Below are 22,069 nucleotides of genomic sequence, written 5' to 3' on the forward strand. Positions count from 1 at the left end.
AGGCAGGGAACCGCAGATGAGAGCCGGTGAGGAGTGGTCGACGGTGGGCAGCAGTTCCGTACGGGTACGCCGGGTGTACGACCCGCAGGAGGACGGTGACGGGACCCGCGTCCTCGTCGACCGGCTCTGGCCCCGAGGCGTCGCCAAGGAGCGGGCAAGGATCGACCGGTGGCTCAAGGACCTCACCCCGTCGAACGAACTCCGCTCCTGGTACCACGAGGACCGCACCGGCACCCGCTACGACGACTTCGTCGACCGCTACCGCGCCGAGCTCGCCGACCCCGTGCACACCGCGGCGGTGGACGAGCTGGTGGAACTGGTCCGCGCGGGCAGGCCGGTGACCCTGGTCACGGCGGTGAAGGACGTCCCGCACAGTCATGTCCCGGTCCTCGTCGACCATGTGGAACATGAGCTGCGCCACCGGTGACGTCGGCGGCGTCGTGCGCGGTCCGGACGCCCTTGACGCGCCTCGGGCCCGGTACCTGAGGGCCCTGTCGTACGCCTCTGAGAGACTGGGCGCGATGAACGAGACAGCGTCCTTGAGAGCCCGAGCCGAGATCGACCTCGCCGCACTGCGCGCCAACGTGCGTGCGCTGCGTGCCAGGGCGGCCGGCGCGGAACTCATGGCCGTCGTCAAGTCCGACGCGTACGGGCACGGGGCGGTGCCCTGCGCCAGGGCCGCGCTCGAAGCCGGGGCGACCTGGCTCGGCACCGCGACACCGCATGAGGCACTGGCCCTGCGCGCCGCCGGGCTCGGCGGCCGGGTGATGTGCTGGCTGTGGACGCCGGGCGGCCCCTGGCGCGAGGCGATCGAGGCCGACATCGATGTGTCGGTGAGCGGTATGTGGGCACTGCGCGAGGTCGTCGCCGCGGCCGAGGAGGCCGGCCGCACGGCCCGCATCCAGCTCAAGGCAGACACGGGCCTCGGGCGCAACGGCTGCCAGCCCTCCGACTGGCCGGAGCTGGTCTCCGCCGCCCGCACCGCCGAGCAGGCGGGCACGGTCCGGATCACCGGTCTCTGGTCCCACTTCGCCTGCGCCGACGAGCCGGGCCACCCGTCGATCGCCGCCCAGCTGGGTGTGTACCGGGACATGGTGGCGTACGCGGAGAAGGCGGGCGTCGAACCCGAGGTACGGCACATGGCGAACTCTCCGGCGACGCTGACGATCCCCGAGTCGCACTTCGACCTCGTACGGACCGGGATCGCCATGTACGGCATCTCGCCCAGCCCCGAGCTGGGCACCCCGGCGGACTTCGGGCTGCGCCCGGTGATGACGCTCGCCGCGTCGATCGCTCTGGTCAAGCAGGTGCCGGCGGGTCACGGTGTCAGCTACGGGCACCACTACACGACGTCCGCCGAGACGACGCTCGGCCTGATCCCGCTCGGTTACGCGGACGGCATCCCGCGCCACGCCTCCGGGCGCGGCCCGGTCCTCGTCGGCGGCGCCCTGCGGCGGGTCGCGGGCCGGGTGGCGATGGACCAGTTCGTCGTCGACCTCGGTGGGGACGTCGTCGAGGTGGGCAGCGACGCGGTGCTGTTCGGCCCGGGGGACCGGGGCGAGCCGAGCGCCGAGGACTGGGCGGAGGCGGCCGGCACGATCGCGTACGAGATCGTCACCCGCATCGGCGGGCGGGTACCGCGCGTCTATGTGAACGAGACCCCGGCCGACGAGATCGACGCCCAGGCCGGCCCGGTCGGGATCCGGGCCGACGAGAACGAGACCCCGCCCGATCCGACCTGATCCAGCCCGATCCGGCACGTCCTGCATCTCCCGACCAGACCTGACGGACAACGATCGACGAGGAGCGCGGCACGGTGAGCGAGAGCAGTGCGGGGGACGCGATGGCGACTGCGGCCGCTGTGGCGGTCGGCTGGCGCCGGGCAGGCATTGCCGGAGCCGCCATAGGCGTGATCGCGGCCGGTGCGGCGGCCGGTGTCGCGGTCGAGCGGATGACTGTCGGCCGGGGTATGCGCAGGAGGGCCAGGCTGGCGCTGGACGCCTCGGGGCCGTACGGGTCGCTGCGCGGCATGCCCGGCCGGGCCACCGCCGACGACGGCACCGAGCTGTACTACGAGACCGACGAGGTCGAACCGGACGGTGGTACGGGCGCGGGCACCCGACCGGGGGCGGGTGCCGGGGCCACCGGTACCGGACCGCGGCGGCGCCGGCTCTTCGGCCGCAAGGCCCCCGGTCCCGTCACCGTCGTCTTCAGCCACGGCTACTGCCTCAGCCAGGACTCCTGGCACTTCCAGCGGGCGGCACTGCGTGGGCTGGTGCGCACCGTGCACTGGGACCAGCGCAGCCACGGCCGCTCCGAGCGCGGCCGGGCGCAGGCCGAGGGTGTGACGGTCGGCATCGACCAGCTCGGCCGTGACCTGAAGGCGGTCATCGACGCGGCCGCCCCCGAGGGCCGGCTGCTGCTGGTCGGGCACTCGATGGGTGGCATGACGATCATGGCGCTCGCCGATCAGTACCCGCAGCTGATCCGGGACCGGGTCGCCGCTGTCGCGTTCGTCGGCACGTCGAGCGGGAAGCTCGGCGAGGTCAACTTCGGGCTGCCGGTCGCGGGCGTGAACGCCGTACGACGGGTGCTGCCCGGGGTGCTGAAGGCGCTCGGCTCGCAGGCGGAGCTGGTGGAGCGGGGCAGGCGGGCGACCGCCGATCTCTTCGCCGGGCTCATCAAGCGGTACTCGTTCGGTTCGCGGGACGTGGATCCGGCGGTCGAGCGGTTCGCCGAGCGGCTGATCGAGTCCACCCCGATCGATGTGGTCGCGGAGTTCTACCCGGCCTTCACCGAGCACGACAAGAGTGCGGCGCTGCCCGCGTTCCGCGACATCCCGGTGCTGATCCTGGCGGGCGACAAGGACCTGGTGACGCCCAGCTCGCACAGCGAGGCCATCGCCGACGAGCTGCCGGACGCGGAGCTGGTCATCGTGCCGGACGCCGGGCATCTGGTGATGCTGGAGCACCCGGAGACGGTGACGGACCGGATGGCGGACCTGCTGGTCCGGATCGGAGCCGTACCGGCAGCGGCTAACGTTGGCGGGCATGGAAGCACCGCACAACAGCCTGGCGGCTGACGCCGCGAACGCCCCGGCCGCGCATGCCGCGCCCGGGGAGACGCAGGCCGGAGCAGCCCCGGCCGGGGAACCCCCGGTCACCGCCCGCCTCGACGTCACTTCCCCCGAACAGATGCAGGCCCTGGGCCGCCGGATCGCCGGCCTGCTGCGCCCCGGCGACCTCGTGATGCTCAGCGGTGAGCTCGGCGCCGGGAAGACGACGCTGACCCGGGGCCTCGGTGCGGGGCTCGGGGTGCGTGGCGCCGTGACCTCTCCCACCTTCGTGATCGCCCGTGTCCACCCGTCGCTGGGCACCGGCCCGGCGCTCGTCCATGTCGACGCGTACCGGCTGGGCGGCGGGCTGGACGAGATGGAGGACCTGGACCTCGACGTGTCGCTGCCGGAGTCGGTGGTGGTCGTGGAGTGGGGCGACGGCAAGGTCGAGGAGCTGTCGGACGACCGGCTGCACGTGGTGATCCACCGTGCGGTCGGCGATACGGACGACGAACGGCGCTCGGTGACGCTGGTCGGGATCGGCGCGCGCTGGTCCGGGCTGCGGGCGGAGCTGGAAGCGGCGCACTGAGCCCGCGCGGACAGTTTTCCGACAGGGTGTCGGCATATTGTTGCGCGGGGCGGGCCGGGCGTGGTCACATGGATGCCGAGAGCGGGTTAGGTCTACCTAACCGCGCCTTCCACCGGAGCCCCAGGAGGCATCCATGCCGACGCCCGAGCGTGAAGCGCAGCCGCAGCCGCCAGTGCCGTCCGCGGTGTCGATGAAGGATCTGCTGGCGGCCTGCGCCGCGGCCACCGCGGTCTCCACCCCGCCGTCCGAGGAACGGCAGGAGTCGGCGGAGCCGCCGGCGTCCGAGGAGCGCGACGCCGCGTAGCGGGTATCCGCGCGAGACGGCGCGCAGCCGGCTTCCGCACGGGCGTTACGGGACGACGACCACCTTGGCGCCGACCGTCGCGAACGCCCACATGGCGTTGCCGTCCGCCCGCTTCATCCGCACCCCGCCGGTCTTCCGCTTCGGGTCGGGGCTCTTCATGGAGCCGTCCTGCGCCGCACTGAACCCGACGGGTACACCCCCGTCGGCCACCGCGAACAGCACCACGTGCTCGATCGGCACGCCGTCCGAGCCCTTGATGACGCCCGTGCGCGAACGCACCTTGTAGGACCCGGGCCGCGGGTCCACGGAACTCGGCATGACCGCGAAGGACCGGATCGTCTTCCCCTTCGCATTGACCAGCCACACCCGCTGGTCGTCCAGCGCGTACACGACCCGCGCCCCGGTGCCGGAGTCGGCGGGGACCGCGAGCGGGTCCTTCTTGTCCTTGTGCCGGGCGGCATGTCCGGCGGGCGGGGCGGTGCTGGTCGCCTTCGGACTGGGGGCGGCGAGTGTCTCGGGGACGTTCGCCGATGCCTGGTAGGCCAGGAAACCGACCGCGGCGAGTGCCGCCGCAGTGAGCCCGGCCACGATTCCCGAGCTGCCCCTTGCCACCGTGCGCGCCCCTTTCGCTTTCGTCTGTCACGCAAGCGCTTCGTATGTCGCATGTCGTACAAGCGTTTACGTCGTACCCGCGTACACCGGGTGACGGTAGCAGCAGCGACCGGTGGGAACGGGACTCCGTACGGGGAGCCGTGGTGCCGTCGCCGGAGCCGTAGGCTGTTTGCGTGCTCTTGCTCGCTGTGGATACCGCCACCCCCGCCGTCACCGTTGCCCTGCACGACGGGACCGCCGTCGTCGCCGAGTCGAGTCAGGTCGACGCCCGACGGCACGGGGAGCTGCTGCTGCCCGCTGTCGACCGGGTCCTCGGCGAGGCCGGGACGGGACTCGACGCCGTGACCGGGGTGGTCGTGGGCGTCGGCCCGGGACCGTACACGGGCCTGAGGGTCGGGCTGGTGACGGCCGCGACGTTCGGCTCGGTGCTCTCCGTGCCGGTGTACGGGCTGTGCACGCTGGACGGCCTCGCGTACGCCGCCGGACGCAGCGGCCTGGAGGGGCCGTTCGCCGTCGCGACGGACGCCCGCCGCAAGGAGGTCTACTGGGCGCGGTACGAGGATCCGCGTACCCGCACCGGCGAGCCCGCCGTCGACCGGCCCGCCGACATCGCCGAACAGCTCGCCGGTCTTCCGGTGGTCGGGGCGGGCGCGGCGCTCTACCCCGACGCGTTCCCGGACGCCCGCGGTCCCGAGCACGTCTCCGCGGGTGCGCTCGCAGCCCTGGCCGCCGAGCGACTCGCCGCGGGAGCGCAGTTGCTGCCGCCGCAGCCGCTGTATCTGCGCAGGCCCGACGCCCAGGTCCCGAAGAACTACAAGGTGGTCACCCCGAAGTGACGCCCCCGACTGCCGTACTGCGCGAAATGCGCTGGTGGGACATCGATCCGGTGCTGGAGCTCGAACACGAGCTGTTCCCGGAGGACGCCTGGTCGGCCGGTATGTTCTGGTCCGAGCTGGCGCACGCGCGCGGACCGCGGGCGACCCGGCGCTACGTCGTCGCCGAGTCCCCGGTCACCGGCCGGATCGTCGGATACGCGGGGCTCGCCGCGGCCGGTGACCTCGCCGACGTCCAGACGATCGGCGTCACCCGCGACCACTGGGGCGGCGGCCTCGGCTCCGAACTCCTCACCGACCTGCTGAAGCACGCCACGGCCTTCGAGTGCGCCGAGGTGCTGCTCGAGGTCCGGGTCGACAACACCCGCGCGCAGAAGCTGTACGAACGCTTCGGCTTCGAACCGATCGGCTTCCGCCGCGGCTACTACCAGCCGGGCAACATCGACGCGCTCGTCATGCGCCTGACGGTGCAAGAGCCCGCACAAGAGCCCGTACAAGAGACAGAGACTGACTGATGGCTGACGAACCGCTCGTACTCGGCATCGAGACCTCCTGCGACGAGACCGGCGTCGGTATCGTCCGCGGTACGACGCTGCTCGCCGACGCCATCGCGTCCAGCGTCGACGCCCATGCCCGCTTCGGCGGTGTCGTCCCGGAGATCGCCTCCCGCGCCCACCTGGAGTCGATGGTCCCCACCATCGAACGCGCCCTGAAGGAAGCCGGCATCAGCGCCCGCGACCTCGACGGCATCGCCGTCACGGCCGGTCCCGGGCTCGCGGGCGCGCTGCTCGTCGGCGTCTCGGCGGCGAAGGCGTACGCGTACGCGCTGAACAAGCCGCTGTACGGCGTGAACCACCTCGCCTCGCACATCTGCGTCGACCAGCTGGAGCACGGCCCGCTGCCCGAGCCGACGATGGCGCTGCTGGTCAGTGGCGGCCACTCGTCGCTGCTGCTCGCGCCGGACATCACCAATGACGTACGGCCGATGGGTGCGACCATCGACGACGCGGCGGGCGAGGCCTTCGACAAGATCGCCCGGGTGCTGAACCTCGGCTTCCCCGGCGGGCCGGTCATCGACCGGCTGGCGAAGGAGGGCGACCCGAAGGCCATCGCGTTCCCGCGCGGACTGAGCGGCTCGCGCGACCCCGCGTACGACTTCTCCTTCTCCGGCCTGAAGACATCCGTCGCCCGCTGGGTCGAGGCGAGGCGGGCCGCGGGCGAGGAGGTGCCGGTACGGGATGTGGCGGCGTCCTTCCAGGAGGCCGTGGTGGATGTGCTCACCCGCAAGGCCGTCCGGGCCTGCAAGGACGAGGGCGTCGACCACCTGATGATCGGCGGCGGGGTCGCGGCCAACTCGCGGCTGCGGGCACTGGCCCAGGAGCGGTGCGAGCGGGCCGGTATCCGGCTGCGGGTGCCGCGGCCGGGGCTGTGCACGGACAACGGCGCGATGGTCGCGGCGCTGGGCGCCGAGATGGTGGCCCGCAACCGGTCGGCGTCGGACCTGGAGCTGTCGGCGGACTCGTCGCTGCCGGTGACGGACACGCATGTGCCGGGCAGCGCGCACCACCACGACCACGATCATGTGCACGAGGTCAGCAAGGACAACCTCTACTCATGACCGTCGCCCTCATGTGGGAGGCCCGGGCCGTGGCCGGCCGGGGCACCGAGCTGCTGGAGTGGGCGCGGGCGCGCACGGGCGAGCTGGCGTACGAGCCGCTGCGGTACGAGCTGCTGCGCGCGCCGCAGGACCGGGTGCTGGTCATCACCTGGTGGGAGGCGGCGTACGGCGACGTGCTCCCCGAACTTCCCGAGCCCCAGCCGGAGTTGATCACCCGGGCGGTGCACCGCTGGCGGTTCGAGGTCGCCGGTCCGGGCATCGGCCGGGACGTCGGCCGGACATGAGAAAACTCAACGGATCCTGAGATTTCCCGAAAGAAAACCGAACAAGGGTTCCGGGCGTAATAATTCGGACTTACGTTCCTCGACGTGACCGGAGACAAGAGACGCCGTTCCCGTCGGCTCAAGGCTGCTGCGGCGGTGATGGGCTGCATCCTGGTGCTCGCCGCGGCCGGGGCGGCGTGGGCGTACTGGCATCTGAACCAGAACATCCGCAGCGTGGACATCGACAGCGCGCTGGGCGACGACCGCCCCGCCAGGGCGCCCGTCACCGTCCCGACCGCGGCCCCCTCGGCGTCGGCGTCGCCATCGGCCTCCGCGTCCCCACTGCCGACGGGGGCGCTGAACATCTTGGTTCTCGGGTCGGACTCGCGCAGCGGCAGCGAGAACTCCGCGCTCGGCGGCGGTGACAGCACGGGCGCCCGCTCCGACACGGCGATGGTCGTCCATCTCGATGCCGACCGTACGAAGGCCACGGTCGTCAGCATCCCGCGCGACACCCTGGTGACGCGCCCCTCGTGTCCGACGTCTTCGGGCGGCACCACCGCGGCGGCGTACGGGGCGATGTTCAACAGCGCGTACGCGGTCGGCGGCCCCGTCTGCGCGGTCAAGACGGTGGAGCAGCTCACCGGCGTCCGGATGGACCACTACATCGAGATCGATTTCGCCGGCTTCGCCGGTCTCGTCGACGCGCTGGGCGGAGTGACCGTCACCACGACGCAGGACATCGACGACGACAGGAGCCACCTCCACCTCGACGCGGGCACGCACCGGCTCGACGGCACCCAGGCCCTGGCCTTCGCCCGCACCCGCCACGGGATCGGCGACGGCAGCGACCTGGGCCGGATAAAGCTCCAGCAGCAGTTGGTCGAGGCGCTGCTGAAAGAGGCCGGGAAGACCGATCTGCTGACCGACCCGGCCGGCCTTTACCAGATGGCGGACGCGATCACCGGCAGTCTGACCACGGACACCGGCCTCGACTCGCTCGGCGAGCTGAGGGGCCTGGCGCAGGGCCTGGGCGCCATCCCCGTGACCGGGCTGACCACGGTCACCATGCCCGTCGTCACGGCCCCGTCCGACCCCAACCGGGTGGTGGCGCAGGAGCCCGCCGCGAGCAGGCTCTGGGCGTCCCTGCGATAAAGGCCGAAAAAATCTTCCGGAGGTGTGTCGATTGCGGGGTCTCCCGTTCGACGCAAGGGTGAGAGGCAGGGAAAGCCCCCGCCCTCCCGTACCGAGGAGTCACCATGCCGCGCTTCCTGTCGATGATCCGCATCGATGAGCAGAACCTGCCCGCCCAGACCCCCGACCCCGAGTTCGAGGCGCGCATGGGGGCGCTGTTCGAGGAGATCACCAAGGCCGGGGTCATGCTGGACACGGCCGGGCTCGCCCCGACCTCCCAGGGCACCAGGGTCGGCTGGGAGGACGGCAAGCTGAGCTACACCGACGGACCCTTCACCGAGACCAAGGAAGTCGTCGGCGGTTACGCCCTCATGCAGTGCAAGGACAAGGCCGAGGCGCTGGAGTGGACCAAGCGGTTCCTGGAGATCCACCCGAACAACTGGACGGTCACCGCCGAGGTCCGCGAGATCGCCGAGGGCTGAGCGAGTACGCGCTCCCGACTCCGGTCCGGTCGCGCTTGCTCCGCCTCCGGTCGGCTGCTCTGATGGGTGGCCGTGACGGAAGCAAGCGCGACCGCGGCGGTCGAGGCCGTATTCAGGATCGAGTCCGCGCGGATCATCGCCGGTGTCGCCCGCATCGTGCGGGACGTGGGCATTGCCGAGGAACTCGCGCAGGACGCCCTGGTCGCGGCGCTGGAGCAGTGGCCGGAGTCGGGTGTCCCGGACCGGCCGGGCGCCTGGCTCATGGCCACCGCCAAGCATCGCGCAATCGATCTGGTCCGCCGCAAGGAGACGTACGCCCGCAAGCTCGCCGAGGTCGGGCGGACCCTGGAGGACGTGCAGTCGCCCGGGCCGGACGACATCGCCGGCGCCGACGACATCGACGACGACCTGCTGCGGCTGATCTTCACCGCGTGTCATCCCGTGCTGTCGACCGAGGCCCGGATCGCGCTCACCCTGCGGCTGCTCGGCGGCCTCACCACCGACGAGATCGCCCGGGCGTTCCTGGTGTCCGAGCCGACCGTCGCCCAGCGCATCGTCCGCGCGAAACGCACCCTGGGCCGGGCCGGCGTCCCCTTCGAAGTGCCGTACGGCGCCGACCGCGCGGCCCGGCTCGGCTCCGTGCTCGAAGTGATCTACCTGATCTTCAACGAGGGATACGCGGCCACCGCGGGCGACGACTGGCTGCGCCCGGGGCTCTGCGAGGACGCGCTGCGGCTGGCCCGGGTGCTGGCCGGGCTGATGGGGCAGGAACCCGAAGTGCACGGCCTGGTCGCCCTGCTGGAGCTCCAGGCGTCCCGCACCGCGGCCAGGACCGGCCCGGACGGCGAGCCCGTCCTGCTCGCCGACCAGAACCGGTCCCGCTGGGACCGGTTGCTGATCCGGCGCGGGTACGCGGCCCTGGAGCGGGCGAACGCGCTGGGCGGGGCCCCCGGCCCGTACGCCCTGCAGGCCGCCATCGCAGCGTGCCACGCCCACGCGGTGACGTACGAGGAGACGGACTGGGCGGTCATCGCCACGCTCTACGGCCTGCTGGCCAAGGCGGCCCCGTCACCGGTGGTGGAACTGAACCGCGCCGTCGCGGTGTCGATGGCCGAGGGGCCGGAGGCCGGGCTCGTACTGGTCGATGCCGTGGCCGGTGACCCGGCGCTGGCGGCGTACCACCTGCTGCCGAGCGTGCGCGGCGATCTGCTGGCACGGCTCGGGCGCGCGGACGAGGCGCGGGCGGAATTCGTACGGGCGGCGGCGCTGACCCGTAACGCACGCGAGCGGGCGCTGCTGCTGGCGCGGGCGGAGAAGGAGGCGGTGGAGGGCGGCGCGCCGCGATGAGTTCCGGGCGGTGGCACGGTCTACCTTGCACAACCACCTCCCGTACGAGTCGCCGAGGAGCAGGCCATGCAGAAGATCAAGACCTTCCTGTGGTTCGACAACCAGGCCGAGGAGGCCGCGAACCACTACGTCTCAATCTTCGGAGGGGACTCGAAGGTGCTGGGTGTCACGTACTACACCGAGGCGTCGCCGGGCGAGCCGGGCGCGGTCATGACCGTCGAATTCCGGCTGGCCGGCCAGGAGTACGTCGCACTCAACGGCGGCCCGCAGTTCCCCTTCACCGAAGCGATCTCGCTCTCCGTCGACTGCGAGTCGCAGGCGGAGGTCGACGAGCTGTGGGCCAAGCTCACCGACGGCGGCGAGGAGAGTCAGTGCGGCTGGCTCAAGGACAAGTACGGGCTGTCGTGGCAGATCGTCCCGCGCGGGCTGTCCGAGGCGCTCTCCGACCCGGACCGGGCCAAGGCGGACCGGGCCATGAAGGCCATGCTCGGCATGAAGAAGCTCGACATCGAGGCGCTGCTCAACGCCTGACGTTCCGGGTCGTGGCCGACTCGGCCGGTCTGCCGTCGCACCCGGTCAACCGTCCGCTCGAGCTGTACGCCACTGAGGTGGCCCCGGTCATCCGCATGGAGTCAGTCCGATCGCGCGGGCGCACCGAGCGGCTCGGCGGCCTCGTTGACCGCGTGACCGGGCGCATCGGGTGCCCGTCGAGAGAGGAGGCGCCATGTCCGATCCGTACGACTACAGCGGCGAACCGGAGCACGATCCCGACGTGGCGGATGCCGTCCACGACTCCGAGTACATCGGCTCGGCCGACGAGCCCGACGCGTACGACGACTACCTGGACAGTGAGCAGTACGACTGAACCGGACCGGGACGGGCGAGGCTCCCCGCTGCCGACCGGCCCCGCCCGTCCCACTTGTCGTTCATGGGCCTCCGGACGATCGGCCGGCCGCTCGGTCCGACCGGCGTCACCAAGGCGTTCGTGCACCGCGGTCGGGTGTTCGTCGGGGCTCGCGGGCCCGAGCCGCTGTTCTCCGTCGTCGGCGGCGCCCACCGCCGCCCCCGCCCCTATCCTGGCAGCAGGATCTGCGCAGGGGGAGGGTGTCACATGGAGTGGTACTGGTGGGTGCTCATCGTCTTCTGGACCGGCGGCTTCGGATGGGCGGTCGACAACGTCCGTACGGCGCTGCGCAACCGGCACACCCGCAAGCTGGAACTGCTGGAGGCGAGCAAGCAGGAACGCCTCGCCGTCGAGGCGGTGAACCGGCCGCCTGAGCCGGTCTGCGGCTGCACGCACCATCTTGCGAAGCATGACAAGCAGGGCAAGTGCCATGAGCGGGTCGAGGTGCCGACGGCCTGGGACGAGAGCAAGAAGCCGGTCCGCTTCGAAGCCGGGCAGTGCAACTGCCAGCAGTACGTGGGCCCGCAGCCGCTCTCCCAGGTGTATGCCGACGACCTGACCGACCTGGCTTAGGGCATCTCCGGCCGCACGGGGTGGCCGATCAGCATGGTCGGCGCCCCGGCGACCCGGGTCAGGAACACGGTCGCGGCGTTCGGACCCTGGAGCTTCATCTTGCGGCGCAACTCCTCCGGTTCGACGGCCGAGCCCCGCTTCTTGACGGTCAGGACGCCGACCTTCCGCTCCCTCAGCAGCGCCTTCAGCTTCTTCATGTTGAACGGCAGCCGGTCGGTGATCTCGTACGCGGAGGTGTACGGGGAGTCGTACGGCTCGTCGCTCGTGACGTACGCGATCGTCTCGTCGATCAGCCGGCCGCCCGACCGCTCCACGATGTCGGCGACCAGATGCGCACGGATGACGGCACCGTCCGGCTCGTACAGATAGCGGCCGACCGGGCCGACGGGCGGAGCGGGCAGCGTGGCCGGAGCCGACAGGGTCGCGCCGGACGGGAGCAGCGTGGCGCGGCACGAGCCGGCTGTGAATCCCGCGCCGAACCAGAGCACCGCCTCCTTCACATCGCCGCCGTCCGAGATCCACTCGGCCTCCGCCTGCGCCGGGACCGCCTCGTGCGGGATGCCGGGGGCGATCTTCAGCGCGGCGCGGGGGGCCTTCAGGGCGGCGCCGGTCGCCCAGGAGAGCGGCGGGGAGTACGCCTCCGGGTCGAAGATCCTGCCGCGTCCGCCGCGCCGGGCCGGGTCGACGAAGACGGCGTCGTACGCGGCGGTGTCGATCTCGGTGACATCGGCGCACCGGACCTCGATCAGGGCGTCCAGCCCGAGCGCGGCGGCGTTGGCGCGGGCCACCTCGGCGGTCAGCAGGTCGCGGTCCACCGCGAGGACGGAGATGCCCGCGCGGGCGAGCGCGATGGCGTCACCGCCGATCCCGCAGCAGAGATCGGCGACGCTGCGGACGCCGGCCGCGGCGAACCGGCCGGCCCGGTACGTGGCGACCGACGTACGGGTCGCCTGCTCGACACCGTTCGGCGTGAAGAACATCCGGTACGCGTCCTCGGCACCGAACTTCGCCACCGCCCGCTGCCGCAGCCGCGCCTGCCCCAGCGCCGCGGAAACCAGTGCGGCCGGGTGGCTGCGGCGCAGCCGGGTCGCGGTGGCGAGCTCCTGGGCGGGGTCGTAGGACCGCAGTTCGGTCAGCAGCGCCGTGCCCTCCGGGGCGCGCAGCGCCGTGAAGGCGGCGAGCGGGTCGGTGAGCGGGTCGGCGGCACCGGACGGGGCGCTCGGGCTGCTCGGGTCGCGCGGGTCTGTCGGGCCGGTCGGGGCGAAGGCGTTCACCGGCCCATTGTGAGCCAGCCGGGGGACCGTTCGGGGTCCGGCGGCGGCGTCGGGCCGAGTGATCGTTCGACTGCTGCCAGTATCCAAGATCATGCGGTCTTACGACAAAAGGAAGAATTTGCCATGACGGGGCGGAGGTCGGGCTCGATCCGTCGCAGCCAGGTCGACCTGCGGCGGAGGCCGGGATGCGCGGTTCCGGTCGTGCCCCCCGTCGCCGCTGTCGGCTCCGGTAGCGCCTCCGGGTCCGGCGACCGCGCCGAGCGCCGGGCCGCCGGGCCCACCGCGGGCCGGCCGGGCGGGGCGGACAAGGGGGTACGCCGTGGCACGGCCGGAGGGCCGCGCATGAGCCGGGCGCGCCGGCTGCTCGCCGGACTGCTGGCGGCCGGTGCTCTCCTGACCGCCACCGCCGGGTGCGCGCAGTCGGTCGACCCGATCGAACGACTGGGCCGGAAGGCCGCCCAGAAGGTGCAGGGCCCGCACCGGGTACCGGCGGCGGGGCCAGGGGGGACGTCGGAGTCGGGGCCGAAGGCGGGCGCGCGGGGTGATCGCGGGGCACCCGGGTCATGGGCCGTCACCGCCTGCGGGCGGCGGGAGCAGTCGCAGGAGCCCGCGGACTCCCGGCCGTCGCCACCGCAGAGGCAGCGGCACCGGTGGCCGGACCGGCCGGAGTCGTACGGCGCCGTGGATCCCGGCGCCGGGTGCGAGCGGCGGTAACGCGTGCCCGTGGACTTCGCGCGCCCGCGAACTTCACCCTGCGGGCCTCGCCCAGGGCGCATGCTCCTGGACCGCGCCCGGGGGGGGCTTTGCCTGGGCTGCCACGCCACGACCGCACGGAATTGGCACTCCGCTTGACCGAGTGCTAATCGCGGTCATAGTCTCGGCTCTGGCACTCCCCACTGGAGAGTGCCAGCAGTACTGCGCGACTGGCAGGTCCGGCACCCGCGACGACGGATCCACCTGGTCGCCACCCCAGACAGTTAACCCCGCAGTTAACCCCGAGATCTCCGAAGGGGGAGGCCGGATCGTGACGACCACCAGCTCCAAGGTTGCCATCAAGCCGCTTGAGGACCGCATTGTGGTCCAGCCGCTCGACGCCGAGCAGACCACGGCCTCTGGCCTGGTCATCCCGGACACCGCCAAGGAGAAGCCCCAGGAGGGCGTCGTCCTGGCCGTGGGCCCGGGTCGCTTCGAGAACGGCGAGCGTCTTCCGCTCGACGTCAACACCGGTGACATCGTGCTCTACAGCAAGTACGGCGGCACCGAGGTGAAGTACAACGGCGAGGAGTACCTCGTCCTCTCGGCTCGCGACGTGCTCGCGATCGTCGAGAAGTAATTCACCCACGTTTGCTTCTGTTCTGCGCCCCTGGCCCCCTGCGAAATAACTAGCCGGTGGTCGGGGGCGCAGTTCGTTTGAGAGGACAGCTCAGCTCCCATGGCGAAGATTCTGAAGTTCGACGAGGACGCCCGTCGCGCCCTTGAGCGTGGCGTCAACAAGCTTGCCGACACGGTGAAGGTGACGATCGGCCCCAAGGGCCGCAACGTCGTCATCGACAAGAAGTTCGGCGCTCCCACCATCACCAACGACGGTGTCACCATCGCGCGCGAGGTCGAGCTCGACGACCCGTACGAGAACCTCGGTGCCCAGCTGGTGAAGGAGGTGGCGACCAAGACCAACGACGTAGCGGGTGACGGCACCACCACCGCCACCGTGCTCGCCCAGGCGCTCGTCCGCGAGGGCCTGCGCAACGTTGCCGCGGGTGCGTCCCCGGCCGCCCTGAAGAAGGGCATCGACGCCGCGGTCAAGGCCGTGTCCGAGGAGCTCCTCGCGACCGCCCGACCGATCGACGACAAGTCCGACATCGCCGCCGTGGCCGCGCTCTCCGCGCAGGACTCGCAGGTCGGCGAGCTCATCGCGGACGCGATGGACAAGGTCGGCAAGGACGGTGTCATCACCGTCGAGGAGTCCAACACCTTCGGTCTGGACCTCGAGTTCACCGAGGGCATGGCCTTCGACAAGGGTTACCTGTCCCCGTACATGGTGACCGACCAGGAGCGTATGGAGGCCGTCCTCGACGACCCGTACATCCTGATCCACCAGGGCAAGATCGGCTCGATCCAGGAGCTGCTCCCGCTGCTGGAGAAGGTCATCCAGGCCGGTGGCTCCAAGCCGCTGCTGATCATCGCCGAGGACGTCGAGGGCGAGGCCCTGTCGACCCTGGTCGTCAACAAGATCCGTGGCACCTTCAACGCCGTCGCGGTGAAGGCCCCGGGCTTCGGTGACCGCCGCAAGGCCATGCTCGGCGACATCGCCGCACTCACCGGTGCGACCGTCATCGCCGAGGAGGTCGGCCTCAAGCTCGACCAGGCCGGTCTGGACGTGCTGGGCACGGCGCGCCGCGTGACCGTCTCCAAGGACGACACGACCATCGTGGACGGCGGCGGCGAGCCCGGCGACGTCAAGGGCCGGGTCAACCAGATCAAGGCCGAGATCGACTCCACGGACTCCGACTGGGACCGCGAGAAGCTCCAGGAGCGCCTTGCGAAGCTGGCCGGCGGCGTGTGCGTGATCCGCGTCGGTGCCGCCACCGAGGTGGAGCTCAAGGAGAAGAAGCACCGTCTGGAGGACGCCATCTCCGCGACCCGCGCCGCGGTCGAGGAGGGCATCGTCTCCGGTGGTGGCTCCGCTCTGGTCCACGCCGTCAAGGTCCTCGAGGGCAACCTCGACAAGACCGGCGACGAGGCCACCGGTGTCGCGGTCGTGCGCCGCGCCGCCGTCGAGCCGCTGCGCTGGATCGCCGAGAACGCCGGCCTCGAGGGTTATGTCATCACCTCGAAGGTCGCCGAGCTCGACAAGGGCCAGGGCTTCAACGCCGCGACCGGCGAGTACGGCGACCTGGTGAAGGCCGGCGTCATCGACCCGGTCAAGGTCACCCGCTCCGCGCTGGAGAACGCCGCGTCCATCGCGTCGCTGCTGCTCACGACCGAGACCCTGGTCGTCGAGAAGCCGGCCGAGGAAGAGGCCGAGGCCGGTCACGGCGGTCACGGTCACTCGCACTGACGTGTAGCCGCACCGGCGCACAGCCGTAGAAGGCCCCCTGTCCCCGCTGCTCAGCGGTGGGAACAGGGGGCCTTCGGTCTTCTTCGTCCCTCGGCGCCCGGTCGAGCCCGGTTCAGTCGAGCACGCCGAGCTGGCGCATCAGGCCCCTGATGTCTTCGTGCCACCAGCCCTCCTGGATCCTGCCGTCCCTGAACCGGAAGATCGTGGTGCCGGTCATGATGCACTGCCTGCCCGTCGGCGGTATGCCCATGAAGTCGCCCTTGTGGGTGCCGGTCCAGGTCCACAGCGTCACGACGTCGTCGCCCTCGCAGATCTGCCGGTCCAGGTCGAAGGAGAAGTCGAAGGCGGCCCGCCATCCGATGAGATCGTCCCGGAGGTTGCCGGATCCGATCACGGTGTCCTCCTCCTTCGCGATGTCGTGGTCGGCGTAGTCGACCGCGAACACCTCGTCGATGGCGTCCAGGTTGCCGCCGACGGCGATCTCGTGGAAAAACCGGCGGGACAGTGTCTGGTTCAACTGTTCGTCGCGGACCACGTCGAGATCGGTGAAGGTGGGCGTCCCGTCGCAGAGCGCCACCATTTCCTGGAAGATCCGGTCGGTCTCCGGCAGCCTGGAGTTCGCCACCGCGTCCTCGTACGACGGGAATTCGACGATCTCCACGTAGTGGGACCCGTCCGAGCGGTCCTTGCCGATCAGGCTGTGAGTGGCGGTCCGGGAGCCCTTGGTCTGTTCGACCCACTCGTCCATGAGGCGGTCCATGTCATCGAACCGCTCCGTCTTGCAGTCGATCACCTGTACGAATCTCATGGTGTCTCCCGGTCTCACGAGCCTGGATGGGATGGTTCCATTTTATTGGGATACGGGGTTCGTGACGGTTCGGGTGGAGCGGTCGGACCGAGTGATTCAGGCTTCTCGGCGGGCACCGGCTTCGCGGAGGGCGGGCCGGCCGCGAACCGCGCCGTCCTGTCCAGCGTCCGGCCTGTCGACCGGTGTCGCTCGGCTGAGCGACGGTGCGACATACGGAGTCGGCAGAACATTCGGCAGGCCGTGCAACGGCGCCGTTCCGGACGGAAAGTGAATATCCGTCACAGCGGGTGGTGTGCTGCGCGCCCCGGCGTATCACCGGGGCCCGGGCTGTGCCGCGACCTCCGGCCCGGCCCGCCCCCGCCGCCCGTGCCGTCATCGAGAACAACGGCGGCGAGGACCGGTTCGGCAACAGGGCGAAGCCCGTCGCTCCCGACATGGGCGCCTGTGCGGGCCGCGGTATCCGGCAATAACCCGCTCACTGCGGTCCGTACTTGCGGCCCGTCTTGGAGGTGACCCCGCCGAGCAGGCCGCGCGGCGCCACCTTCACCAGACCCATCAGCGTCTTGTACCGCGCGTCCGGGATCGAGACCGACTTGCCGCGCGCCAGATCCGCCAGCGCCGTCGCCACCAGCTTGTCCGCGTCGAGCCACATCCAGCCCGGGATGTTGCCGGTCCCCATCCCGGCCCGCTCATGGAACTCGGTCCGTACGAAGCCGGGGCAGAGGGCCATCAGCCGCACCCCCGACCCGGCCAGATCCTTCGCCGCACCCTGGGTGAACTGCACGACCCACGCCTTGGACGCGCCGTACGTCCCGCGCGGTACGAACGCCGCCACCGAGGCCACATTGACGACCCCGCCCCGCCCGCGCTCCTTCATTCCGGCCGCGGCCGCCGAGGTCAGCCGCAGCACCGCCTCGCAGTGCACCTTCAGCATCTTCAGCTCATCGGCCGTCGACACCTCCAGATAGCGGCCCTTGTTGCCGAACCCGGCGTTGTTGACCAGCAGATCGACGGAGTGCTGACGGTCCGCCAGTCGCGCCTCGACCGAGGCGATCCCGTCGTCCTCGGACAGGTCGGCGGTCAGCACCTCGGCCTCGATGCCATGCAGGTCGTGCAGTTCGGTGGCCTGCTCCCGGAGCCGCTCGGTGTTGCGCGCCACCAGCACCAGGTTGTGCCCTTCGGCCGCGAGCCGCCGCGCGAAGGCGGCCCCGATCCCCGCGGTCGCGCCCGTAATCAGTGCAGTCGTCATACGCGGCACGTTAGTGCCACGCCCACCGCGGGGGTCACTCGCCCGTGGCCTCCGACGCCACGTACTTCAGGGCGGAGCGCAGCGTCCGGGGATGGAGTGCGTCCCGGGCCGGAAGCAGCTCCGGCAGCAGCTCCCGGCGCGTCGTCGCGGCCAGGAACTCCAGCTGTACGGTGACGTCGTGGTCCGGCCGGTGCACGATCTCGACCGGGTCCCCGGCCCGGATCTCGCCCGGCTCGACCACTCGCAGGTAGGCACCCGGAGCGGCCGCCTCCGTGAACCGCTTGACCCAGCGGCTCTCGTCGAGGTGACCGGCGAACGTACGGCACGGAATGCGGCCGGACGTCACCTCCAGCACCAGGTCGGGGCCGATCCGCCAGCGCTCGCCGATCTTCGCGCCGCTCACGTCCAGTCCGGAGACCGTCAGGTTCTCGCCGAACGCGCCATTGGCCAGCGTGCGGCCGAGCGAGCTCTCCCAGGCGTCGAGGTCCTCGCGGGCGAACGCGTACACGGCCTGGTCGGTGCCGCCGTGATGGCGCAGATCGCAGACCGCGTCGCCGGCGACTCCGCTGCCGCCGGTCCCCTTGGGGCCGGGATCGGTGACCCGTACCGGGCCGTCGGCCGGCCGCTTGTCGATCCCGGTGACGCCGCCGGGGGCGTCGGTGCAGTCGACCGCCTTGGGCCGTCCCACGTTCACGGTCAGCAATTTCATCGGCTTCATGGGGAGCAACGGTAACCACCCCGTCTCAAAGCCGCAGGCCGGCTACTGGCTTCCTCCCCAAGAGGGCCTTATGGTTGAAAGGTGATCGAAGCCCGTCATCTCCGTGTCCTGCGCGCCGTGGCCGCAACCGGTTCGTTCTCCGCCGCCGCGCGTGAACTGGGTTGCACCCAGCCGGCGGTCAGCCAGCAGATGAAGGCCCTGGAGTCCTCCGCGGGCACCCCGCTGCTGATCCGCACAGGTCGCGAGATGCGGCTCACGCAGGCGGGTGAGGCGCTCGTACGTCACGCCTCCGGCATCCTCGCCGGGCTGACCGCCGCCGAGGAGGAGATCGCCGCGATCGCCGGGCTGCGGGCCGGCCGGGTCCGGCTCGTCTCGTTCCCCAGCGGCAGCTCCACCCTGGTCCCCGGCGCCCTCGCCGCCCTCCGCGCCGCCCACCCCGGTACGAGGGTCTCCCTGGTCGAGGCCGAGCCGCCGCGCTCGGTCGAGATGCTCCGGGAGGGGGACTGCGACATCGCGCTGGCGTTCCGCTACGGCACCTCGGGTGCCGAATGGGACGACCTGGTCGTACGTCCGCTGCTCACCGACCGGCTGATCGGCCTCGTCCCCGAGGGGCACCGGCTGGCCGGCGCGGATGCGGTGGGGATCGGTGAACTGGCCGACGAGTCCTGGATCGCGGGCTGCCCGCGCTGCCGCCGTCAACTGGTGGAGGTCTGTGAGGAGTCCGGCTTCACCCCCCGGATCGACTTCGCCACCGACGACTATCCGGCGGTGATCGGCCTGGTCGGCGCCGGCCTGGGGGTGGCGGTGCTGCCGGAGCTGGCGATCGAATCGGTACGTCCCAAAGGGGCCCGCACCGTGACGGTGGAGCCGGCGGTCGAGCGTGAGATCGTCGCGCTCACGCTCCCGGACCTGGCGCAGGTCCCGGCCGTCGCGGCCACGCTGGACCAGCTTTCCCTGGCGGCCGCCCGCTAGGGAGTGCAGGAACGTTTCTTCGATTGTTCCGCGCGGTTCGAGGGTCAGCCGTGCCCCGAGGAGGCGCTCAACCCCGATGGCGCCCCTGCTGTCGCGATCAGTCGGTTGCGGGCCCGTCCCATGAGCTCTTCGCGCTCGTCCTCGGTCAGCCCGCCCCACACTCCGTAGGGCTCACGCACGGCCAGGGCGTGCGCTGCGCACTCGGCGCGTACCGGGCATCGCATACAGACCTCTTTCGCCGAGTTCTCGCGGGCGCTCCGGGCCGCTCCGCGCTCACCCTCCGGGTGGAAGAACAGCGAGCTGTCGACCCCACGGCAGGCCGCCAGCAGCTGCCAGTCCCACAGATCGGCGTTGGGTCCGGGAAGGCGGGAGAAATCTGCCATTGCTTGTCCCCTCGAAACCATGCTGAGTCGGCTACGCGGTAGTCGTTCGTCGGTGACCGTGCTCATGACCGTACATCTACGGTGTAAGTAGATGTAAATATGACTGATTGCGAATCTATCCACAGACACCAGCAAAAGGGAAGAAAACCCGCTAAATGGGGCATACCTTCAGGTGAAGCTTCGATTGACGACTGGACAATCCGCGCCGCTCTCCTCCGTGTACGACTCCTCACGTAGAGTGCCGAACCTGGTCGTCGGACCCGTAACTCTTTCGAGTGACCGTCGTTGAGAGTGCGGAGGCGGTTGACGGAAAAAGCGATCGGGCAGATGTCCGAGAGTGTCAACCGCACAGGTGACGACTTGTATTCAGCCTGGAGGCTCAAGGTGACGCGCATCAGCTGCGGAGGACGGTCATGACATCCGTCCTCGTCTGCGACGACTCCCCGCTTGCCCGAGAGGCGCTCCGTCGCGCGGTCGCGACCGTGCCCGGCGTCGAGCGTGTGACGACGGCGGCCAACGGTGAGGAAGTTCTCCGCCGCTGGGGTGCCGACCGTTCGGATCTCATTCTGATGGACGTACGCATGCCCGGTCTGGGAGGTGTGGAGACGGTCCGGCGGCTGCTCTCCGCCGACCCCGGGGCGCGGATCATCATGCTGACCGTCGCCGAGGACCTGGACGGTGTCGCGCTAGCGGTCGCCGCCGGTGCCCGCGGCTATCTGCACAAGGACGCCTCCCGCGCGGAGCTGCGGGCGACCGTCACCCAGGCGCTGGCCGATCCGACGTGGCGGCTCGCCCCGCGTCGGCTGCGGTCGGCCGAGATGGGTGCGGCGCCGACGCTCACGGCGCGTGAGATCCAGGTGCTCGAAGGGATGAGCCACGGCCGTTCCAACGCGGAGATCGGGCGCGAGCTCTTCCTCTCCGAGGACACGGTGAAGACGCACGCCCGGCGGCTTTTCAAGAAGCTCGGCGCCTCGGACCGGGCGCACGCCGTGGCGCTCGGCTTCCGCTGGGGCCTGGTGCGCTGATGACCGGCGATGGCCGGTAGGGGGTGTCCCCGTCCGCCCTCGGGCGGACGGGGCGACGGGGGTGCCGGGCCGCAGATCGGGAGCCGGGCCCCCGCGGTATGTGACGCTTCCCGGCCGATGCCGCATCCTTGAGATGTGGAGTTCCTCGGGAACGATTCGGTCGAGCGGAAGGGGAGGGCGCAGGACATGACTTCCGGCGCACCCGCTCATAACGCTTCGGTGCACAACTACGGACGCGGTGCCACGGATGAAGCGGCACCGAGGCACCATGGTCCGATGCGCGACGACGAGACGACGGTGATCGGTGCTCTGGTGCACCGTGCCGTCGACGGCGACGCGCAGGCCACCCATGATCTGCTCGCCCATGTCCATCCCCTCGCGCTGCGCTACTGCAGGTCCCGGCTGAACCGGCTGCCCGGTGATGCCCGCCACTTCGTGGAGGACCTGGCGCAGGAGGTCTGTGTCGCGGTGCTGATGGCGTTGCCGCGCTACAAGGACACCGGCAGACCCTTCGAAGCCTTTGTCTTCGCCATCGCCGGCCACAAGGTCGCCGATCTCCAGCGCGCCGCCATGCGGCACCCGGGATCGACCGCCGTGCCGTCCGACGAGATGCCGGAGCGGCCGGACGATTCGCTCGGGCCCGAGGAGCGTGCGCTGCTCAGCAGCGATGCCGCCTGGGCAAAGAAGCTCCTCGCCAACCTCCCGGAGAACCAGCGTGAGCTGCTGGTTCTGCGGGTCGCGGTCGGTCTGACCGCCGAGGAGACCGGGCAGATGCTCGGCATGTCGCCGGGCGCCGTCCGGGTCGCCCAGCACCGCGCGCTGAGCAGATTGCGGGCCCTCGCCGGGCAGTGAGCGGCACCGGCTTCAC

General features: G+C 71.0%; 28 protein-coding genes. 22 read left to right on the forward strand and 6 right to left on the reverse strand.

The window, feature by feature from the left end; translation table 11 throughout:
* Positions 1-16 precede the first annotated feature (16 nt).
* The 5 genes from ACIA8E_RS16200 to ACIA8E_RS16220 all read left to right on the forward strand — a co-directional run bounded on the left by ACIA8E_RS16200 (position 17) and on the right by ACIA8E_RS16220 (position 3,948).
* The gene (locus tag ACIA8E_RS16200) at positions 17-427 is read left to right on the forward strand and encodes a DUF488 domain-containing protein (protein WP_399298420.1); all 411 of its coding nucleotides are present in this window, start codon (positions 17-19) and stop codon (positions 425-427) included.
* Between the two features lie 94 nt (positions 428-521).
* Positions 522-1,742: an alanine racemase gene (gene alr, locus ACIA8E_RS16205; protein ID WP_399298422.1), complete on the forward strand. Its 1,221-nt coding sequence runs from the start codon at positions 522-524 to the stop codon at positions 1,740-1,742.
* A 74-nt stretch (positions 1,743-1,816) separates the two neighbouring features.
* On the forward strand, positions 1,817-3,082 hold the full coding sequence (locus ACIA8E_RS16210) for an alpha/beta fold hydrolase (RefSeq protein WP_399298424.1): 1,266 nt from the start codon (positions 1,817-1,819) through the stop codon (positions 3,080-3,082).
* A complete protein-coding gene (tsaE, locus tag ACIA8E_RS16215) occupies positions 3,051-3,644 on the forward strand; it encodes a tRNA (adenosine(37)-N6)-threonylcarbamoyltransferase complex ATPase subunit type 1 TsaE (protein ID WP_399298426.1) in 594 nt (197 codons plus the stop codon). The genes ACIA8E_RS16210 and tsaE overlap by 32 nt, the downstream gene beginning before the upstream one ends.
* 133 nt (positions 3,645-3,777) lie before the next feature.
* Positions 3,778-3,948 carry a hypothetical protein gene (locus ACIA8E_RS16220; RefSeq protein ID WP_399298428.1) on the forward strand — a complete coding sequence of 57 codons (171 nt, stop codon included), beginning with the start codon at positions 3,778-3,780 and terminating at the stop codon, positions 3,946-3,948.
* Between the two features lie 45 nt (positions 3,949-3,993).
* Here the strand turns inward: ACIA8E_RS16220 and ACIA8E_RS16225 are convergent, their stop codons facing one another.
* The gene (locus tag ACIA8E_RS16225; RefSeq protein WP_399298707.1) at positions 3,994-4,536 is read right to left on the reverse strand and encodes a hypothetical protein; all 543 of its coding nucleotides are present in this window, start codon (positions 4,534-4,536) and stop codon (positions 3,994-3,996) included.
* Positions 4,537-4,733: 197 nt separating this feature from the next.
* Here ACIA8E_RS16225 and tsaB point away from each other — a divergent pair, with 197 nt between their 5' ends.
* The 10 genes from tsaB to ACIA8E_RS16275 all read left to right on the forward strand — a co-directional run bounded on the left by tsaB (position 4,734) and on the right by ACIA8E_RS16275 (position 11,714).
* Positions 4,734-5,396: a tRNA (adenosine(37)-N6)-threonylcarbamoyltransferase complex dimerization subunit type 1 TsaB gene (tsaB, locus tag ACIA8E_RS16230; RefSeq protein ID WP_399298430.1), complete on the forward strand. Its 663-nt coding sequence runs from the start codon at positions 4,734-4,736 to the stop codon at positions 5,394-5,396.
* Complete coding sequence (gene rimI, locus ACIA8E_RS16235) at positions 5,393-5,908, forward strand: ribosomal protein S18-alanine N-acetyltransferase (protein ID WP_327126389.1); 516 nt, start codon at positions 5,393-5,395, stop codon at positions 5,906-5,908. The genes tsaB and rimI overlap by 4 nt, the downstream gene beginning before the upstream one ends.
* Positions 5,908-7,011: a tRNA (adenosine(37)-N6)-threonylcarbamoyltransferase complex transferase subunit TsaD gene (tsaD, locus tag ACIA8E_RS16240; RefSeq protein WP_399298432.1), complete on the forward strand. Its 1,104-nt coding sequence runs from the start codon at positions 5,908-5,910 to the stop codon at positions 7,009-7,011. The genes rimI and tsaD overlap by 1 nt, the downstream gene beginning before the upstream one ends.
* Positions 7,008-7,295: a hypothetical protein gene (locus ACIA8E_RS16245; RefSeq protein WP_399298434.1), complete on the forward strand. Its 288-nt coding sequence runs from the start codon at positions 7,008-7,010 to the stop codon at positions 7,293-7,295. The genes tsaD and ACIA8E_RS16245 overlap by 4 nt, the downstream gene beginning before the upstream one ends.
* A 138-nt stretch (positions 7,296-7,433) precedes the next feature.
* The gene (locus ACIA8E_RS16250) at positions 7,434-8,429 is read left to right on the forward strand and encodes an LCP family protein (RefSeq protein WP_399298709.1); all 996 of its coding nucleotides are present in this window, start codon (positions 7,434-7,436) and stop codon (positions 8,427-8,429) included.
* A gap of 104 nt (positions 8,430-8,533) precedes the next feature.
* The gene (locus tag ACIA8E_RS16255) at positions 8,534-8,890 is read left to right on the forward strand and encodes a YciI family protein (protein WP_326628018.1); all 357 of its coding nucleotides are present in this window, start codon (positions 8,534-8,536) and stop codon (positions 8,888-8,890) included.
* A 66-nt stretch (positions 8,891-8,956) separates the two neighbouring features.
* Positions 8,957-10,237: an RNA polymerase sigma factor gene (locus tag ACIA8E_RS16260; RefSeq protein ID WP_399298436.1), complete on the forward strand. Its 1,281-nt coding sequence runs from the start codon at positions 8,957-8,959 to the stop codon at positions 10,235-10,237.
* A gap of 66 nt (positions 10,238-10,303) precedes the next feature.
* Positions 10,304-10,768, forward strand: coding sequence for a VOC family protein (locus tag ACIA8E_RS16265; RefSeq protein ID WP_399298438.1), 465 nt, complete (start codon positions 10,304-10,306; stop codon positions 10,766-10,768).
* A 193-nt stretch (positions 10,769-10,961) separates the two neighbouring features.
* Positions 10,962-11,102, forward strand: coding sequence for a hypothetical protein (locus tag ACIA8E_RS16270; protein WP_399298440.1), 141 nt, complete (start codon positions 10,962-10,964; stop codon positions 11,100-11,102).
* Positions 11,103-11,348: 246 nt separating this feature from the next.
* Positions 11,349-11,714, forward strand: coding sequence for a hypothetical protein (locus tag ACIA8E_RS16275; protein ID WP_399298711.1), 366 nt, complete (start codon positions 11,349-11,351; stop codon positions 11,712-11,714).
* Here the strand turns inward: ACIA8E_RS16275 and ACIA8E_RS16280 are convergent.
* Positions 11,711-13,081 carry a methyltransferase domain-containing protein gene (locus tag ACIA8E_RS16280; protein WP_399298442.1) on the reverse strand — a complete coding sequence of 457 codons (1,371 nt, stop codon included), beginning with the start codon at positions 13,079-13,081 and terminating at the stop codon, positions 11,711-11,713. The genes ACIA8E_RS16275 and ACIA8E_RS16280 overlap by 4 nt on opposite strands.
* Positions 13,082-13,111: 30 nt before the next feature.
* On the opposite strand from ACIA8E_RS16280, the gene ACIA8E_RS16285 reads away from it, so the two are divergent.
* From ACIA8E_RS16285 to groL, 3 genes are all read left to right on the forward strand, one after another.
* Complete coding sequence (locus ACIA8E_RS16285; protein ID WP_399298444.1) at positions 13,112-13,702, forward strand: hypothetical protein; 591 nt, start codon at positions 13,112-13,114, stop codon at positions 13,700-13,702.
* Positions 13,703-14,012: 310 nt separating this feature from the next.
* Positions 14,013-14,321 carry a co-chaperone GroES gene (gene groES / locus ACIA8E_RS16290; RefSeq protein WP_030914297.1) on the forward strand — a complete coding sequence of 103 codons (309 nt, stop codon included), beginning with the start codon at positions 14,013-14,015 and terminating at the stop codon, positions 14,319-14,321.
* A 99-nt stretch (positions 14,322-14,420) separates the two neighbouring features.
* Positions 14,421-16,046 (forward strand): chaperonin GroEL, encoded by a 1,626-nt coding sequence (groL, locus tag ACIA8E_RS16295; RefSeq protein ID WP_399298446.1) that lies wholly within the window; start codon positions 14,421-14,423, stop codon positions 16,044-16,046.
* Between the two features lie 112 nt (positions 16,047-16,158).
* Here groL and ACIA8E_RS16300 read toward each other — a convergent pair whose 3' ends face one another.
* Positions 16,159-16,854, reverse strand: coding sequence for an ester cyclase (locus tag ACIA8E_RS16300; protein ID WP_399298448.1), 696 nt, complete (start codon positions 16,852-16,854; stop codon positions 16,159-16,161).
* A 329-nt stretch (positions 16,855-17,183) separates the two neighbouring features.
* Between ACIA8E_RS16300 and ACIA8E_RS16305 the strand changes: the two genes are divergently transcribed.
* Positions 17,184-17,324, forward strand: a complete 141-nt coding sequence (locus tag ACIA8E_RS16305) for a hypothetical protein (protein ID WP_399298450.1) — start codon at positions 17,184-17,186, stop codon at positions 17,322-17,324.
* A gap of 5 nt (positions 17,325-17,329) precedes the next feature.
* On the opposite strand, the gene ACIA8E_RS16310 is transcribed toward ACIA8E_RS16305, so the two are convergent.
* Positions 17,330-18,103, reverse strand: a complete 774-nt coding sequence (locus ACIA8E_RS16310) for an SDR family NAD(P)-dependent oxidoreductase (RefSeq protein ID WP_399298452.1) — start codon at positions 18,101-18,103, stop codon at positions 17,330-17,332.
* 34 nt (positions 18,104-18,137) lie between these two features.
* On the reverse strand, positions 18,138-18,812 hold the full coding sequence (locus ACIA8E_RS16315; RefSeq protein WP_399298713.1) for an MOSC domain-containing protein: 675 nt from the start codon (positions 18,810-18,812) through the stop codon (positions 18,138-18,140).
* Between the two features lie 90 nt (positions 18,813-18,902).
* Between ACIA8E_RS16315 and ACIA8E_RS16320 the strand changes: the two genes are divergently transcribed.
* Positions 18,903-19,793: a LysR family transcriptional regulator gene (locus ACIA8E_RS16320; RefSeq protein ID WP_030979615.1), complete on the forward strand. Its 891-nt coding sequence runs from the start codon at positions 18,903-18,905 to the stop codon at positions 19,791-19,793.
* A 44-nt stretch (positions 19,794-19,837) separates the two neighbouring features.
* Here the strand turns inward: ACIA8E_RS16320 and ACIA8E_RS16325 are convergent, their stop codons facing one another.
* Complete coding sequence (locus tag ACIA8E_RS16325) at positions 19,838-20,176, reverse strand: WhiB family transcriptional regulator (RefSeq protein ID WP_313938775.1); 339 nt, start codon at positions 20,174-20,176, stop codon at positions 19,838-19,840.
* A gap of 413 nt (positions 20,177-20,589) precedes the next feature.
* Between ACIA8E_RS16325 and ACIA8E_RS16330 the strand changes: the two genes are divergently transcribed.
* Both ACIA8E_RS16330 and ACIA8E_RS16335 read left to right on the forward strand, forming a co-directional pair.
* On the forward strand, positions 20,590-21,201 hold the full coding sequence (locus ACIA8E_RS16330; protein ID WP_003948568.1) for a response regulator transcription factor: 612 nt from the start codon (positions 20,590-20,592) through the stop codon (positions 21,199-21,201).
* A 276-nt stretch (positions 21,202-21,477) separates the two neighbouring features.
* Positions 21,478-22,053, forward strand: coding sequence for a sigma-70 family RNA polymerase sigma factor (locus ACIA8E_RS16335; RefSeq protein WP_056796454.1), 576 nt, complete (start codon positions 21,478-21,480; stop codon positions 22,051-22,053).
* The last annotated feature ends 16 nt before the right edge of the window (positions 22,054-22,069 follow it).

It is taken from the genome of Streptomyces sp. NPDC051664 (assembly GCF_044453545.1).
GTDB lineage: Bacteria > Actinomycetota > Actinomycetes > Streptomycetales > Streptomycetaceae > Streptomyces.